Below are 16,222 nucleotides of genomic sequence, written 5' to 3'. Positions count from 1 at the left end.
ATGATAATAAAAATCAATGCCGTCCGAAGGGGGTTCAGACGGCATTGGTTTAGCGTTTTTCCTGTTTGCGTATCAGCCAAACAGCAAGCAAGGCGAAGGCTATGGTAGGCAGTGCGCCGGCGAAGAAGGGTGGGACGCCGTAGAGTTGGCTGGTAAACCCGAAGAGCCTGCCGGTAAAGTGGAACAGCAAACCGAGGCAGATACCGCCGAAGAGTTTCAAGCCCATATTGCCGTGGCGCGTGGTTTGCGGCGTAAAGGCGAAGGCAACGAGCGCCATGACCCATGCGGCGACGGGGTAAACGAGTTTGCGCCACCATGCGATGGCATAGACTTGGGTATTTTGGTTATTTTTTTCCAGATGGTCGATGTAGGTGGTCAGCTCGCCGACGGACATTTGGTCGGGTTTGACGAGCAATACGTCCATCAGGTTGCGTCTGACGGCAATCGGCCAGTTTTCTTCAGCCGCAATAGAGACCTCGACTTTATCTTCGCCCAATATGCTGCGGCGGATATTTTTCAACTGCCAGCTGCCGTCGGGATTCAAAACAGCGGATTCGGCTTCTGCCGCTTGGATCAGTTCGTTTTTATCGTTACGCTCCCAAATTTTGATGCCCAAAAGCGTATGGTCGGGCAGCATTTCGCGCACGTTGATGATGCTGTTTTTTTCTTTGAGCCAAAGGCCGGTATTGCCGGTGCTGATTTTGCCGTTGATGGCGGCGGATTTGATGTTTTCGGCTTTTTGGCTGAGGACGGGGGCGATCCATTCGCCGAGCGCAGCGGTGGCGATGGCGAAAATCAGTCCGAACTGCGACAGGATCAGCAGCAGTTTTTTGGTGCTCATGCCGCTTGCTTTGATGACGGTCAGTTCGCTGCCGGCGGCAAGTTGGCTGAGGGAGACGAGTCCGCCGATGAGGACGGCGAGGGGCATGAGTTCGTAGGCGCGCGCGGGCATCTGCATGAGGACGTATTGCGCCATGGTTGCGCCGTTATAGCTGCCTTTGCCCAAGTCGCCGACTTCGTTGATGATCTCGAAAAAGCTGTATAGGGCGAGGAAGGCCAGGAGGGCGTAAACCGCCATAACCGCCATTTGGCGGATGATGTAACGTGAAATCAGGTTCATTTTCTGCCTTTCGGTGTCAGGCTTTCGGCAACCGCCCGCCAAAATGGCTGCGCGGGCATACTGCGGACGCGCAACAGGATGACGGCGGTGGCGGACATAATGATGTGCATAGGCAGAAGTCCGAGCCAGAAATGGATTTTTCCATTTTCAACGGCTTCAAAAAGCAGGGTCAGCCCGTTTTGGTAAATTAGAAACAAACCGATGGCAATCAAGATATTGTAGGTGTGTCCGCTGCGCGGATTGAAATAAGAAAGCGGCACGGCAAGCAGGCACAACAGCAAAACGCTGACGGTCAAGGAAATACGCCACATCAATTCCGCCTGGTGTTGGGGATTGCTGCTGCCAATCAGTTGGGCGGTCGGAATGGTACGGCGGTGTGAAACAGGGTCGATGAGTTTGGGCGTGGTGCTGATAATCAGGCTGAGGTGTTGGAAAGAAACGCGGTTGTAGTCGGCTTTGCCGGGCGTGCCGCTGTAACGGTAACCGTCGTGTAATTCAAGCGTGCGTTTGTTGTCGGTTAGCGAGAAGTTACCTTCTTTGGCGAAGATAATGTTGTCGTTGCCGTTTTTGTCCTGTTCGCGCAGGAACAGGTTTTTCATGATGCCGGATTCGGTATCGAAGGTTTCGACAAAATAAACCCTGCCGTTGCGCTTGCCCAAGTTATTGAACTCGCCGGCTTCCACCAAAGACAATTCCTGCTTCTGCTTCAAAATTTCAGCATATTCGCGGCTGCGCAACTCTGCCCACGGCATGACCCAAAGCTGCATGACGGCAATCAAAACGGCAAACGGCACGGCAAACTGCATGACGGGGCGTATCCACTGTTTCAACGCCAATCCGCAGGAGAGCCAGACCGACATTTCGCTGTCGCGCCAGTAACGGGTCAACACGGTCAGCGTGCTGATGAACGCAGTCAAAACCAGCAAAAGCGGCGTCATGCCGATGACCCAGAAGCCGACCAATGCCAACACGGCATCGATGGCGACGCGCCCGTCGGCAGCACGGCCGAGCAGGTTGATTGCCTGAGTGGAGACTAACACCGCCAAGAGGACGACGAAAATGCCGACGGCGGTAAAAGAGAGTTCTTTGATGAAGTTTCTTTGATAAATCATAGAATCGCGGCTAGGAGCGGTAGCGGTTCGGCGCAGGCGGATTGTCTGCGCAAGGTTTCAGACGACCTCTCAAATGGAGTACAATCTTTCCAACCGTTTTCAGACGACTTCTTGATGCAAAGGGTCGTCTGAAACTACCCGAAACCATCTCAATCAGGAGAATAAACGTGGAATTTAGCACAAAAGCCGGAACCTTGCAGCCGCAACAGGCAGGTGCGCAATTATTTGTCTGCGCCGAAGCATCGCAACTGAGCAACCCGACCGTCCTTGCCCTTTTGTCTTCGCTTGAAGAAGGTCAAACTTTTGCCGACACCAAAATCCCGACAGGCAACGGTTTGCAGGCAGTCGCCGTCGTCCGCCTTGAAAAAACCGACCGTGCCGCGCTGAACAAAGCCGCTGCCGAAGCCGCCAAATGGGCGCAAAATCAGGAAACGGTCAATGTGGACGTTCACGCCTTTGAAGAAGCGCAAGCCGCCGCTGTTGCCGAAGCCTTTGCCATCGCGTTCGGCAACGCCGCCTACCGTTTCGACCGCTATAAAAAAGAAGCCAAGCCCGCCAAATTCGCACAAGCCGTGTTCCACACCGCACACGAAGCCGCCGTCAAAGAAGCCCTGCGCGTCGCCGAAGCGCAGGTTTACGGACAAAGCCTCTGCCGCGACTTGGGCAACGCCGCGCCCAACGAATGTACGCCCGAATTTTTAGCGCGCACCGCCAAAGCCGAAGCCGAAAAACTGGGCGCACACGCCAAAATCATCGAAAAAGACTACATCAAAGAAAACATGGGTTCGTTCTGGTCGGTCGCCAAAGGCAGCGTGGAAGACCCCTATCTGATTGAATTGAGTTACTTCGGTGCAGCCGACAAAGAAGCCGCCCCCGTCGTCCTAGTCGGCAAAGGCATTACCTTCGACACCGGCGGCATCTCCCTTAAGCCCGGCCTGAACATGGATGAAATGAAGTTTGACATGTGCGGCGCGGCAACCGTCATCAGCACCTTCTGCGCCGCCGTCAAACTGCAACTGCCGATTAACCTCATCGCCATCGTCGCCACTTGTGAAAATATGCCTTCCGGCGCGGCCAACAAACCGGGCGACGTTGTGAAAAGTATGAAAGGGCTGACCATCGAAGTGTTGAACACCGATGCTGAAGGCCGTCTGATTTTGTGCGACGCGCTCACTTACGCCGAACAGTTCAAACCCAAAGCCGTGATTGATGTGGCGACTTTAACGGGGGCGTGTATTGTCGCTTTGGGGCACGATGTCAGCGGCGTGATGGGCAACAATCAGGATTTGATCGACAGCCTGCTTGCCGCTTCCTACAACGTGGACGACAAAGTATGGCAACTGCCGCTTTTCGAGACCTACAAAGACCAGCTCAAATCCAACTTCGCCGACATCCCCAACATCGGCACGCCGGGTGCAGGCACGATTATCGCCGCAACATTCCTGTCTTACTTCACCGAAGACTACCCGTGGGCGCACCTCGACATCGCGGGTACGGCATGGAAATCCGGCAGCGAAAAAGGCGCGACCGGCCGCCCCGTGCCGCTGCTGTTGAACTACCTGCGCAATCTTTAACCCCGTAATCATGCCGTCTGAAACAGTGTGCCGCACCGTTCAGACGGCATACCCTTGCCAAGCAAACGATATGCCGAAAGCCACCTTTTACACGCACGTTGCCCAAGTTCCGATTTTCACCTGCCGCCTGATTGCCCGTGCGATTCGGGACGGTGGCAGGATACTGGTGTGGTCCGATTCGTTCGGGCAGCTTCAGGAATTGGACAAAATGCTTTGGCAATACGAAGCCGAGAGTTTCATTCCGCACGAAATTTGGGAAACGGAAGAAGCCATGCCGTCTGAAACATCCGTCCTGCTTGCCTGCGGCGGCAATCCGCCCCGAATTCCCGAAGGCATGGCCGTTTTGAACCTGTCCGACGGTTTTTGGAACACCGCTCCGGTCTTGCCCGCACGCGTTTTGGAAATCGTCGGCAACAGTCTGGAAGAACTCGCCGACGCGCGCGAACGCTTTGCCGCCTACCGCCGAAGCGGTTTTGCCATCGAACATCACGGCATGGAGGGCAAGGCATGAAATGCCGTCTGAAATGCCGCATTTACAAAATTTAAACAGGCTTGATTCTATTTGATTAAAATTTCCTGATCGGTTGAACCCCGCCACTTGGACATCTGTCCTTCGGGGCGGTAGAATCAGACCTTATTTGGGAAGGTTCAATCCCTTCCAAAACAGGACAGCACACAGATTGACGCTTTATGTGTCGTCCTGTGTGTTGAAACATTCAAACTCGGCTATAATCCCGTTTTTCCGACCTTATCGACAGCGAAGATCCATCATGAACACCATTTTCAAAATCAGCGCACTGACCCTTTCCGCCGCTTTGGCACTTTCCGCCTGCGGCAAAAAAGAAGCCGCCCCCGCATCTGCATCCGAACCTGCCGCCGCTTCTGCCGCGCAGGGCGACACCTCTTCAATCGGCAGCACGATGCAGCAGGCAAGCTACGCGATGGGCGTGGACATCGGACGCTCCCTGAAACAAATGAAGGAACAGGGCGCGGAAATCGATTTGAAAGTCTTTACCGAAGCCATGCAGGCAGTGTATGACGGCAAAGAAATCAAAATGACCGAAGAGCAGGCTCAGGAAGTCATGATGAAATTCCTTCAGGAACAACAGGCCAAAGCCGTAGAAAAACACAAGGCGGACGCGAAGGCCAATAAAGAAAAAGGCGAAGCCTTCCTGAAGGAAAATGCCGGCAAAGAAGGTGTGAAAACCACCGCTTCCGGCCTGCAATACAAAATCACCAAACAGGGCGAAGGCAAACAGCCGACCAAAGACGACATCGTTACCGTGGAATACGAAGGCCGTCTGATTGACGGTACGGTATTCGACAGCAGCAAAGCCAACGGCGGCCCCGCCACCTTCCCCTTGAGCCAAGTCATCCCCGGTTGGACCGAAGGCGTCCAACTCCTGAAAGAAGGCGGCGAAGCCACCTTCTACATCCCGTCCAACCTTGCCTACCGAGAACAGGGTGCGGGTGATAAAATCGGCCCGAATTCCACTTTGGTATTTGATGTGAAACTGGTTAAAGTCGGCGCGCCGGAAAACGCGCCTGCCAAGCAGCCGGTTCAAGTCGACATCAAAAAAGTAAATTAAGTCCGAATCCTTGCCCGAAACAGGTTTTCGGGCATTTTTACGGCAAATGCCGTCTGAAGGCGCAAAGCGGCAGATTCAGACGGCATCCCTTTCAAAAGCGTACCATTATGAAAAACATCGTCATCCTGATTTCCGGACGCGGCAGCAATATGCAGGCCATCGTCAATGCTGCTATTCCCAACGTTCGTATTGCTGCCGTGTTAAGCAACAGCGAAACGGCGGAAGGACTGAAATGGGCGGCCGAACGCGGTATTCCGACCGACAGCCTGAACCATAAAAACTTTACATCCCGGCTTGCCTTCGATACCGCTATGATGGAGAAAATCGACGCATATCAACCTGACTTGGTGGTTTTGGCAGGTTTTATGCGGATTCTGACCCCCGAGTTTTGCGCCCATTACGAAGGCAGGCTGATGAACATCCACCCGTCCATCCTTCCCTCGTTTACCGGACTTCATACGCACGAACGCGCTTTGGAGGCAGGTTGCCGCGTTGCCGGCTGTACTATTCATTTTGTTACGGCCGAGCTGGATTGCGGCCCGATTGTATCGCAAGGGATTGTGCCGATACTTGATGGTGATACGGCAGACGATATTGCCGCACGGGTTTTAGCTGTCGAGCATAAACTTTATCCGAAAGCCGTTGCTGATTTTGCCGCCGGCCGCTTGAGTATCGAGGGCAACCGCGTCAGAAATTCGGAAAACGCCGATGCCGCCCGTTTCCTGACGGCGTAAACCGGGCGGGAGCAAATGATGAAGACTTTAAAAAATATATTTTCCGCCGCCATTTTGTCCGCCGCCCTGCCGTGCGCGTATGCGGCAGGGCTGCCCCAATCCGCCGTGCTGCATTATTCGGGCAGCTACGGCATCCCCGCCACGATGACATTTGAACGCAGCGGCAATGCTTACAAAATCGTTTCAACGATCAAAGTACCTTTGTACAACATCCGTTTCGAATCAGGAGGTACGGTTAGCGGCAATACACTGCATCCTGCCTACTACAAAGATATACGCGGCGGAAAACTATATGCGGAAGCCAAGTTCGTTGACGGTAGCGTAACTTACGGTAAAGCCGGAGAGAGTAAAACCGAGCCAAGCCCCAAGGCTATGGATTTATTCACATTGGCATGGCAGCTGGCGGCAAACGACGCGAAACTTCCCTCCGGTCTGAAAATTACCAACGGTAAAAAACTTTATTCCGTCGGCGGTTTGAATAAGGAGGGTACGGGAAAATACAGCATAGGCGGCGCGGAAACCGAGGTTGTCAAATATCAGGTGCGGCGCGGCGACGATACAGTAACGTATTTCTTCGCACCGTCCCTGAACAATATTCCGGCACAAATCGGCTATACCGACGACGGCAAAACCTATACGCTGAAGCTCAAATCGGTGCAGATCAACGGCCAGGCCGCCAAACCGTAAACCGGTTTTCGGGCGGTTTTTTGCCGTTTTGTCCATATTTCTGTATAAGCCGCTTGAAATTGTTTACAATAACGCCATATGCAGGGCGGTTTTAATGTGATTATCCGGAGGGAGGAACGATGCAGGTTACATCAAAATGGATAGACGGAATGTGCTTTGTCGGCACGGCGGAAGGCGGGCACAGCGTCATTATGGAGGGTTCGGCGGCGGAAGGCGCGGTCAAGCGCGGCCCCAGCCCTTTGGAAATGCTGCTGTTGGGCGTGGCGGGCTGTTCGAGCATCGATGTAGTGATGATTGCCGAAAGACAGCGTCAGAAAGTAACTGACTGCCGTGCGACGGTAACGGCGAAACGGGCAGACGATGCGCCGCGCGTGTTTACCGAAATCCACATCCATTTCAAAGTATTCGGGCACGATTTGAAAGAACAGGCCATCGGGCGCGCCGTGCAGATGTCTGCCGAAAAATACTGTTCGGCCTCGATTATGCTGGGCAAGGCGGCAAAGATTACCCACAGTTTTGAAATTGCCGGGGCGGAGAAATAGGCATCGGGCGGCATTATGGGGAAACGGCCGATGCCGTCTGAAGGAGGGGGGGCGGCAGGCAAGCCGGAGGCGCATAAAAAAGCAGATATATTCGGACTGCACCTCCCGAATATATCTACCTGCTGTTTCCTCTTTATTCAGCCTTTATAATACTTGGACTTGTCGGGGTATTGTGCAGGCTTGATTCCGGATTGTCAACAATTTTCGGTCAAATTTTAAATGCCGCGTTTTAAAATGATGCCCGCCTGCTTCTGCAGGCGGGCGGAAGGCGGGTATCCTGTTATTTTAAGCCATATATTAATTTATTGAATTATAGTGGATTAAATTTAAACCAGTACGGCGTTGCCTCGCCTTGCCGTACTATCTGTACTGTCTGCGGCTTCGTCGCCTTGTCCTGATTTAAATTTAATCCACTATAAAATAAATTTGTGTAATACTTTAATTTCTCCGACACGATTTGAAGCACAGCCGTCTTGAAACATCTTAAAAAATTTGAAAGCGTAAAAATACGGAAAACATCATGAACTTTGAAAACGACGACATTATCCATGCGCCGACCACGTCTTCCCTGATTCTCGAAGAGCGGCACGATTCGGAACTGTTCCGTGTTTACGCCCTGATTTTGGACGGCATTACCGATCAGGTGCTGCTGCCCGGCAAAAAGCTGACCGAATCCGAACTTTGCCGTCAGATGGTGTGTTCGCGCAACACCGTCCGCGGCGCGCTGTCGCTTTTGGCGCACGACAAGATTGTCGATTTGCAACCCAACAGGGGCGCGTTCGTCCATGTTCCCGATTTGAAAGAAATGCAGGATGTGTTCAATGCGCGCATCGAAATGGAGACGATGATTTTGAATATCCTCGCCGACCTGCCGGATTTGGAAACGCGCCTCAAGCCGCTTTATGCGATGATAAGGCGCGAAGAAGAGGCTTCCGGCAGAGGAGACCGCGTCGGCTGGAACCGCCTGTCCAATGCCTTCCACGTCGAACTGGCGCGCCTGGTGGGCAACGATGTGCTGTTCGACATTATGAACACGCTGTGCGCGCGGTCTTCCCTGATTGTCGCCGTGGCGGGCGTGCATCGCGAGGAAAAACACGCCATCAATACGCACACGCATTCCGAACACCGCGAAATCCTCGACCTGCTGCTGGCGGGCAGGCGCAACCGCGTGGTCAAAATCCTGCGCCGCCATTTGGGCAACTGTATGGAACGCTTGGAAAAGACTTTGGAAGATTGAATGCCGGAGCGGATAAGCCGCCTGAACCTTCAGGCGGTTTTTTAATGGCGAACCTGATGCCGTCTGAAATATGGATGCGGGTATCTGCAATTTTCAGACGGCAATTTTTAAGCCGCACATATCATGCGGCAATAAAGGAGGTCAGGAGATGAACAGCCTGATGACGTTGCTTTCGGTTTTGGTACCGATGTTTGCCGGATTTTTTATCCGTGTTCCCAAGCCTTACCTGCCTGCCTTGGACAAGGTGCTGTTGGTTTTGGTGTATGCCGTGCTGCTGCTGATCGGCGTATCGTTGTCGCGCGTGGAGGATTTGGGTTCGCGGTTGGGCGATATGGCGTTGACGGTTCTGTGGCTGTTTGTTTGTACAGTCGGGGCGAACCTGCTTGCCTTGGCAGTGTCGGGGAAGTTGTCCCCGTGGCGGATAGGGGGGAAAGGGAAGGGCGTTTCGGTCGGCGTGTCGGACAGTGTGAGGCAGCTCGGATGCGTGCTGCTCGGATTCTCATTCGGAAAACTGATGCGCGATATTTGGATGCCGTCTGAAAACGCGGGTATGTACTGCCTGATGCTGCTGGTGTTCCTCATCGGCGTGCAGCTCAAAAGCGGCGGCGTGCCGTTGCGGCAGGTTTTGCTTAACCGGCGGGGCATCCGGCTTTCGGTCTGGTTTATGCTTTCATCCCTTTCGGGCGGATTGCTGTTTGCTGTTTCGACAGACGGCGTGTCGTGGGCGAAAGGTTTGGCGATGGCTTCCGGCTTCGGTTGGTATTCCCTCTCGGGTTTGGTAATGACCGAGGCTTACGGTGCGGTGTGGGGCAGCATCGCGCTGTTGAACGACTTGGCACGAGAGCTGTTTGCATTGGCATTTATCCCGCTGCTGATGAAGCGTTTTCCGGATGCGGCGGTGGGGGTTGGCGGTGCGACCAGTATGGATTTCACATTGCCCGTGATTCAGGGTGCGGGCGGTTTGGAAGTCGTGCCGGTAGCGGTCAGCTTCGGCGTGGTGGTCAACATTGCCGCCCCGTTTCTGATGGTGGTGTTTTCCACACTGGGCTGAGCGCGGTAAAATCCACATTCGTAGGAAATGAAATAAAAACATATGAAACCGAAAATCCAAAGGCACGGAGAGGTTTTAAGCCTTGTCCGACGGCATCAGTTTATGTCGGTGGACGAGCTTGCCGCCGCATTGGACGTTACCCCGCAGACGATACGCCGCGACATCCGCGAGTTGGAGGAGGGCGGCAGCCTGAAACGCCATCACGGCGGCGCATCTTCGGGCGGAAACTTGCCGGAGGGTCTGCCCGCCGACCGGCAAACCCGGTGTCAAAACGAAAAAAATGCCATTGCCCGGCTGATTGCGGAACACATCCCCGACGGTTCGTCGCTGTTTGTCAGTATCGGCACGACGATGGAGGCCGTGGTGTCGGAGCTGGTCAGGCGGCGCGGCAGCCTGAGGGTAATTACCAACAATATCCACGCCGCCTCGATTGCTTCGGCGCGGACGGATTACACGGTCATCATCACATCCGGCGTTGTCCGTCCCCTAGACGGCGGCATTACCGGCGTGGCGACCGTCGATTTTATCAACCAGTTCAAAGTCGATTATGCCGTGATGAGCACGCACGGCGTGGAAAGCGACGGATCGCTTTTGGACGACGACTATAAAGAAGTCAGCGTGATGCAGGCGATGATGGCCAACGCGCGCGTCCGCTTCCTCGGCGTGGACCACAGCAAATTCCGCAGCAACGCGCTGGTCAGGCTCGGCGACATTACGGCGTTTGACAAAGTATTTACCGACCGGCTGCCCGATACCGCGATGCAGAAGATGCTGAAAGAGGCGGGGGTGGAATGCCTGATTGCCGATGCCGTCTGAACGCTATGTCAAAGCGCACAAGTCGGGTACAATAAACACATCATCAAACCGCTTCAGACGGCATACGGAACCGCCCCAATGCCGTCTGAAGCCATCTGTTCAAAGAAAACTATGCTCAATAAAGACCAATTCGCGGACAACCACTTTATCCGCACCATCATCGAAGACGACCTCAAAAGCGGCAAACACGCAGCCGTCCAAACTCGTTTTCCGCCCGAACCCAACGGCTACCTGCACATCGGTCATGCCAAATCCATCTGCCTGAACTTCGGTTTGGCTTATATTTACGATGGCTTGTGCAACCTGCGTTTTGACGATACCAATCCTGAAAAAGAAAACGACGAATACGTCAACGCCATCAAAGAAGACGTTGAGTGGCTTGGTTTTCATTGGGCGGGCGAGCCGCGTTTTGCTTCCAACTATTTCGACCAGCTTTATGATTACGCCGTCGGTTTAATCAAAGACGGCAAAGCGTATGTCGATGATTTGACGCCTGAAGAAATGCGCGAATACCGCGGTACGCTGACCGAAGCGGGCAAAAACAGCCCTTACCGCGACCGCAGCATCGAAGAAAACCTCGACCTGTTCACACGCATGAAAAACGGCGAGTTTCCAGACGGCAGCAAAACCCTGCGCCTGAAAATCGACATGGCGGCAGGCAACATCAATATGCGCGACCCCGTCATCTACCGCATCCGCCGCGCCCATCACCACAACACCGGCGACAAATGGTGCATCTACCCGATGTACGACTACACGCATTGCATTTCCGATGCCATCGAAGGTATCACGCATTCCTTGTGCACGCTCGAATTTGAAGCGCACCGTCCGCTTTACGACTGGGTGTTGGACAACATCCCCGCGCCGCACGCCACACGTCCGCGCCAATACGAGTTTTCACGCTTGGAGCTTTTGTACACCATTACCTCCAAACGGAAATTGAATCAGTTGGTTGTGGAAAAACACGTTTCCGGCTGGGACGATCCGCGTATGCCGACGATTTCCGGTATGCGCCGCCGCGGCTACACGCCCGAAGGGCTGCGCCTGTTTGCCAAACGCGCCGGTATTTCCAAATCTGAAAACATCGTCGATATGAGCGTGTTGGAAGGCGCGATTCGCGAAGAGTTGGAAAACTCCGCCCCGCGCCTGATGGCGGTGTTGAACCCGCTCAAAGTTACCCTGACCAACTTTGAAGCCGGTAAAACCCAAAGCCGCCGTGCCGCGTTCCATCCGAACCACGAAGAAATGGGCGATCGCGAAGTACCTGTTTCACAAACCATCTACATCGAAGCCGACGACTTTGCCGAAAATCCGCCCAAAGGATTCAAACGCCTGATTCCCGGCGGCGAAGTGCGTTTGCGCCACGGTTATGTCATCAAGTGCGATGAAGTCGTCAAAGACGCGGCAGGCAATGTGGTCGAACTCAAGTGCAGCATCGACCACGACACCTTGGGCAAAAATCCAGAAGGCCGTAAAGTTAAAGGCGTGATTCACTGGGTGTCCGCCGAACATGCCGCCGAAATCAAAGTCCGCCTGTACGACCGACTCTTTACCGTCGAGCGTCCGGATGCCGTGCGCGGCGAAGACGGCGAATACCTGCCGTTTACCGATTTCCTTAATCCTGAATCCGTCAAGGAAATCACCGCCTACGCCGAACCTGCCGCAAAAGATCTGCCGGCAGAAAGCCGTTGGCAGTTCGAGCGCATCGGCTATTTTGTTACCGACCGCAAAGACCACAGCAAAGACACGCCGGTGTTTAACCGCACGGTCACGCTGAAAGATTCTTGGCAGCCTAAGTAAAACCCCATCCTTGCCGTCTGAATATTGTTCGGACGGCATTTCTCCTTTACCCGCGAAATGCGGCACATTCGGCACACTGGAAAGGAAATATGATGAAAGTCCTCTTTATCGCCGACCCGATGGCAAGTTTCAAAACCTATAAAGACACCACCTACGCGATGATGCGGGAAATGGCAAAACGCGGCTGGCAACTGTTTCACACATTGAGCGGGGAATTGTCTGTAAACGGCGGTTTGGTAACGGCACAGGCATCGGCATTTGAATTTTTGGGTGCAAAAGCCGATGATGATCATGCATGGTTTAAAGCGGCGGACAAAGTTCAGACGGCATTGAAAGCATTTGATGCCGTGATTATGCGTACCGATCCGCCGTTCGATATGCAATACCTCTACGCCACACAGCTTCTGACGCTGGCGGAACAGCAGGGCGCGAAAGTGTTCAACAGTGGACAGGCGATGCGCGACTTTAATGAAAAACTGGCGATTTTGAACTTCAGCCGCTTTATCGCGCCCACGCTGGTAACGACCCGTTCCGCCGATGTCCGCGCATTTTTGAAAGAACACGGCGACATCATCATCAAACCGCTCGACGGCATGGGCGGTATGGGCATTTTCCGCCTGACCGAAAAAGACCCCAACATCGGCAGTATCCTCGAAACCTTGATGCAGCTTGATTCCCGCACCATTATGGTGCAACGCTACATTCCCGAAATCGTACACGGCGACAAACGCATCCTGATTATCGGCGGCGAAGTCGTCCCCTATGCTTTGGCGCGTATCCCGCAAAACGGCGAAACACGCGGCAACCTTGCGGCAGGCGGGCGCGGCGTGGCGCAGGAATTGAGTGAACGCGACCGAGAAATTGCCGAAACGCTCGCCCCCGAACTCAAACGGCGCGGCATCCTGCTGGCCGGTTTGGACGTTATCGGCAGCAACCTGACCGAAGTCAACGTAACCAGCCCGACCGGATTCCAAGAAATCATGAAACAAAAAGGTTTCGATGTGGCGGCGATGTTTGCCGATGCCGTTGCCGCGTGGTCGGTACGTTAAACCGATGCCGTCTGAAAGGCTTTTGCTTCACAACCACCTGGTTTGATCGGGCAGGCAGGGTTTTCCCTCAGCCGGCAGGGATGCGCTTAATGCCGTACGGACACCCCGTCGACTCGTTTTCAGACGGCATATATTGAGGACATTTTGAAAGGATACCGATGGAACCTTCCTCCTACGCGGCAGAAAAAAAAGGCAAAGGCGGCATCAGGCGCATCATCAACGCGTTCGGCTATTCGATAGACGGCATTGCCGCCGCCTACCGTTACGAAGCGGCATTCCGTCAGGTTTTGTGGCTGAACGCGCTGCTGGTGTGCGCGGCATTTTTTTGGGTTTCCGAAACCGCCGTCCGCCTGCCGTTGATTATCGCGTCTTTTGTGTCGGTTATTGTCGAATTGTTCAACACCGCCGTCGAAGCCGCCGTCGATCATACTTCGACTGAAAAACACGAACTGGCCAAACGTGCCAAAGACGCAGGTTCTGCCGCACAATTGTTTGCGATGCTGATGTTGGCGGCGGTTTGGCTGTCCGCCCTGTTCGGGTAAAACGCTTGCAGCAGGATTTGTAATCCTTTAGGATTAGTATGTAGTATTTATTATTCGCTTAATCTATATCAAATTTCCGAACGGTATTTGTTTGTAAGATGAGTGCATCCTCGTTTGACATTTAAGGAGTAGAAAGATGAAAAAACTATTGGCAGCCGTGATGATGGCAGGTTTGGCAGGCGCGGTTTCCGCCGCCGGAATCCACGTTGAGGACGGCTGGGCGCGCACCACCGTCGAAGGTATGAAAATGGGCGGCGCGTTCATGAAAATCCACAACGACGAAGCCAAACAAGACTTTTTGCTCGGCGGAAGCAGCCCCGTTGCCGACCGCGTCGAAGTGCATACCCACATCAACGACAACGGTGTGATGCGTATGCGCGAAGTCGAAGGCGGCGTGCCTTTGGAGGCGAAATCCGTTACCGAACTCAAACCCGGCAGCTATCATGTCATGTTTATGGGTTTGAAAAAACAGTTAAAAGAGGGCGACAAGATTCCCGTTACCCTGAAGTTTAAAAACGCCAAAGCGCAAACCGTCCAACTGGAAGTCAAAACCGCGCCGATGCCGGCAATGGATCACGGTCATCACCACGGCGAAGCGCATCAGCACTAATCTGCTGAAAATATTTGAAATGCCGTCTGAAAAAGCCCGGGCTTTCAGACGGCATTTTTATGCCCGCCTTTAAAATGTGTTAAAATCCGCCTTTAAAAACCGCCGTTTCCAACCATATTCTACGCATGAATACGACAGCAAACCCTTCCAATATCATCGTCGGGCTCTCCGGCGGTGTCGATTCTTCCGTAACCGCCGCCCTGCTCAAGCAGCAGGGTTATCAAGTGCGCGGTGTATTCATGCAAAACTGGGAGGACGACGACAACGACGAATATTGCAGCATCAAACAGGACTCGTTCGATGCCATCGCCGTTGCCGATATTGTCGGCATCGATATCGACATCGTTAATTTCGCCGCGCAATATAAAGACAAAGTTTTTGCTTATTTTCTAAAGGAATACAGTGCGGGGCGCACGCCGAATCCCGATGTGTTGTGCAACGCCGAAATCAAATTCAAATGCTTTTTGGACTATGCCGTAGGGCAGGGCGCGGATACCATTGCCACCGGACACTATGCGCGCAAAGAAATCCGCAACGGCGTGCATTACCTGCTCAAAGGTTTGGATCAAAACAAAGACCAAAGCTATTTCCTCTACCGCCTCAAGCCTTTCCAGCTCGAACGCGCGATTTTTCCGTTGGGCGGTTTGGAAAAACCCGAAGTGCGCCGCCTTGCCACCGAGTTCAAACTGCCGACCGCCGCCAAAAAAGACAGCACGGGCATCTGTTTCATCGGCGAGCGTCCGTTCCGCGAGTTCCTGCAAAAATACCTACCGACCGACAACGGTAAAATGGTTACGCCCGAAGGGAAAACCGTCGGCGAACACGTCGGGCTGATGTTTTACACATTGGGCCAGCGCAAAGGATTGGGCATCGGCGGCGCGGGCGAACCGTGGTTTGTTGCGGCTAAAGATTTGACGAAAAACGAACTGATTGTCGTGCAAGGACACGACCATCCGCTGCTCTATACCCGCAGCCTTGTGATGAACGATTTGAGTTTCACGCTGCCCGAACGTCTGAAGGCAGGACGCTATACCTGCAAAACGCGTTACCGTATGGCGGACGCGCCTTGCGAATTGCGCTATTTGGATGATGAAACCGCCGAGCTGGTGTTTGACGAACCGCAATGGGCGGTTACGCCGGGTCAGTCCGCCGTGCTGTACGACGGCGACATCTGTTTGGGCGGCGGCATCATCCAATCGACCGACAAGCCTGTCATCATCACGCGATAAAACTTATGCCGTCTGAAACGGTTTTCAGACGGCATTGTTCCGCTCAATTCCACTTTGACGCTACTCCATCATTTCTGACTACCTCGGCACGCCCATAGAGGCGTATGACGAGGAAGGACGGCGTGTTTGGGCTCGAGAGCTAGACATCTAGGGGTTGGTTAAATATATTGTTTATCAAGCACCAGAACTCGATGCAACTGGGAATCCTACAGGAAAAATCTACACTGGTAGAACGAGTGGGGCTGATGAGATGTCAGTGCGTCAAATTTTATCTAAAAGGAAAAGAGGGCATCACCGAAAAAACAGAAGCATCATATTGAGAATTGGGAAACTCAAACAAGCGAAGAGATCGAAACGGGACTACTCGATGATAATTTATCAAATAAAACACATTAAAAATAATCGATATGGATAAGGGTGTAAAAAAATACGGAAAAATCTATGAAATCTCGCTCCCAAATGGGAAATTTGCTTACATATGTAGGGTGAGGCAATACGAGTTTGGTATTTTTGATTATCTCTCGGAAAAG

Annotated in this window: 16 protein-coding genes; 14 read left to right on the top strand and 2 right to left on the bottom strand. The window is 53.3% G+C overall.

Annotated features, from left to right (window positions below; genetic code table 11):
- Positions 1-49 precede the first annotated feature (49 nt).
- Positions 50-1,120 carry an LPS export ABC transporter permease LptG gene (lptG, locus tag Q9J79_RS07565; RefSeq protein WP_301911402.1) on the bottom strand — a complete coding sequence of 357 codons (1,071 nt, stop codon included), beginning with the start codon at positions 1,118-1,120 and terminating at the stop codon, positions 50-52.
- Complete coding sequence (gene lptF, locus Q9J79_RS07560; RefSeq protein WP_301911401.1) at positions 1,117-2,232, bottom strand: LPS export ABC transporter permease LptF; 1,116 nt, start codon at positions 2,230-2,232, stop codon at positions 1,117-1,119. The genes lptG and lptF overlap by 4 nt, the downstream gene beginning before the upstream one ends.
- A gap of 167 nt (positions 2,233-2,399) precedes the next feature.
- Between lptF and Q9J79_RS07555 the strand changes: the two genes are divergently transcribed.
- The 14 genes from Q9J79_RS07555 to mnmA all read left to right on the top strand — a co-directional run bounded on the left by Q9J79_RS07555 (position 2,400) and on the right by mnmA (position 15,692).
- A complete protein-coding gene (locus tag Q9J79_RS07555; protein WP_301911400.1) occupies positions 2,400-3,806 on the top strand; it encodes a leucyl aminopeptidase in 1,407 nt (468 codons plus the stop codon).
- Positions 3,807-3,876: 70 nt separating this feature from the next.
- A complete protein-coding gene (locus Q9J79_RS07550) occupies positions 3,877-4,317 on the top strand; it encodes a DNA polymerase III subunit chi (RefSeq protein WP_301911435.1) in 441 nt (146 codons plus the stop codon).
- Positions 4,318-4,576: 259 nt separating this feature from the next.
- On the top strand, positions 4,577-5,395 hold the full coding sequence (locus tag Q9J79_RS07545; RefSeq protein ID WP_301885147.1) for an FKBP-type peptidyl-prolyl cis-trans isomerase: 819 nt from the start codon (positions 4,577-4,579) through the stop codon (positions 5,393-5,395).
- A 107-nt stretch (positions 5,396-5,502) separates the two neighbouring features.
- The gene (purN, locus tag Q9J79_RS07540; protein ID WP_301911399.1) at positions 5,503-6,129 is read left to right on the top strand and encodes a phosphoribosylglycinamide formyltransferase; all 627 of its coding nucleotides are present in this window, start codon (positions 5,503-5,505) and stop codon (positions 6,127-6,129) included.
- A gap of 15 nt (positions 6,130-6,144) precedes the next feature.
- The gene (locus Q9J79_RS07535) at positions 6,145-6,816 is read left to right on the top strand and encodes a DUF3108 domain-containing protein (protein WP_301911398.1); all 672 of its coding nucleotides are present in this window, start codon (positions 6,145-6,147) and stop codon (positions 6,814-6,816) included.
- 119 nt (positions 6,817-6,935) lie between these two features.
- Positions 6,936-7,358 (top strand): OsmC family protein, encoded by a 423-nt coding sequence (locus tag Q9J79_RS07530; protein WP_301911397.1) that lies wholly within the window; start codon positions 6,936-6,938, stop codon positions 7,356-7,358.
- Positions 7,359-7,878: 520 nt separating this feature from the next.
- Positions 7,879-8,595, top strand: a complete 717-nt coding sequence (locus Q9J79_RS07520; RefSeq protein WP_002212831.1) for a GntR family transcriptional regulator — start codon at positions 7,879-7,881, stop codon at positions 8,593-8,595.
- Positions 8,596-8,743: 148 nt separating this feature from the next.
- Complete coding sequence (locus Q9J79_RS07515) at positions 8,744-9,646, top strand: LysO family transporter (RefSeq protein ID WP_301911396.1); 903 nt, start codon at positions 8,744-8,746, stop codon at positions 9,644-9,646.
- Between the two features lie 42 nt (positions 9,647-9,688).
- Positions 9,689-10,462 carry a DeoR/GlpR family DNA-binding transcription regulator gene (locus tag Q9J79_RS07510; RefSeq protein WP_301818739.1) on the top strand — a complete coding sequence of 258 codons (774 nt, stop codon included), beginning with the start codon at positions 9,689-9,691 and terminating at the stop codon, positions 10,460-10,462.
- Between the two features lie 111 nt (positions 10,463-10,573).
- Complete coding sequence (locus tag Q9J79_RS07505; RefSeq protein WP_301911434.1) at positions 10,574-12,262, top strand: glutamine--tRNA ligase/YqeY domain fusion protein; 1,689 nt, start codon at positions 10,574-10,576, stop codon at positions 12,260-12,262.
- Positions 12,263-12,354: 92 nt separating this feature from the next.
- Positions 12,355-13,311 carry a glutathione synthase gene (gene gshB, locus Q9J79_RS07500; protein ID WP_301911433.1) on the top strand — a complete coding sequence of 319 codons (957 nt, stop codon included), beginning with the start codon at positions 12,355-12,357 and terminating at the stop codon, positions 13,309-13,311.
- Positions 13,312-13,469: 158 nt separating this feature from the next.
- Complete coding sequence (locus tag Q9J79_RS07495) at positions 13,470-13,853, top strand: diacylglycerol kinase (RefSeq protein WP_096100352.1); 384 nt, start codon at positions 13,470-13,472, stop codon at positions 13,851-13,853.
- A 136-nt stretch (positions 13,854-13,989) separates the two neighbouring features.
- Entirely contained in the window at positions 13,990-14,463 is a 474-nt protein-coding gene (locus Q9J79_RS07490; RefSeq protein WP_003714216.1) for a copper chaperone PCu(A)C, read from the top strand.
- A 125-nt stretch (positions 14,464-14,588) separates the two neighbouring features.
- A complete protein-coding gene (mnmA, locus tag Q9J79_RS07485) occupies positions 14,589-15,692 on the top strand; it encodes a tRNA 2-thiouridine(34) synthase MnmA (RefSeq protein ID WP_301911394.1) in 1,104 nt (367 codons plus the stop codon).
- Positions 15,693-16,222 lie beyond the last annotated feature (530 nt).

Origin of the sequence: Neisseria viridiae (assembly GCF_962747995.1) — a bacterium.
In the GTDB taxonomy this organism is placed as follows: Bacteria; Pseudomonadota; Gammaproteobacteria; order Burkholderiales; family Neisseriaceae; genus Neisseria; species Neisseria viridiae.
Note: the sequence above shows the minus strand (reverse complement) of the source record. Positions and strands in the feature narration are given on the sequence as shown.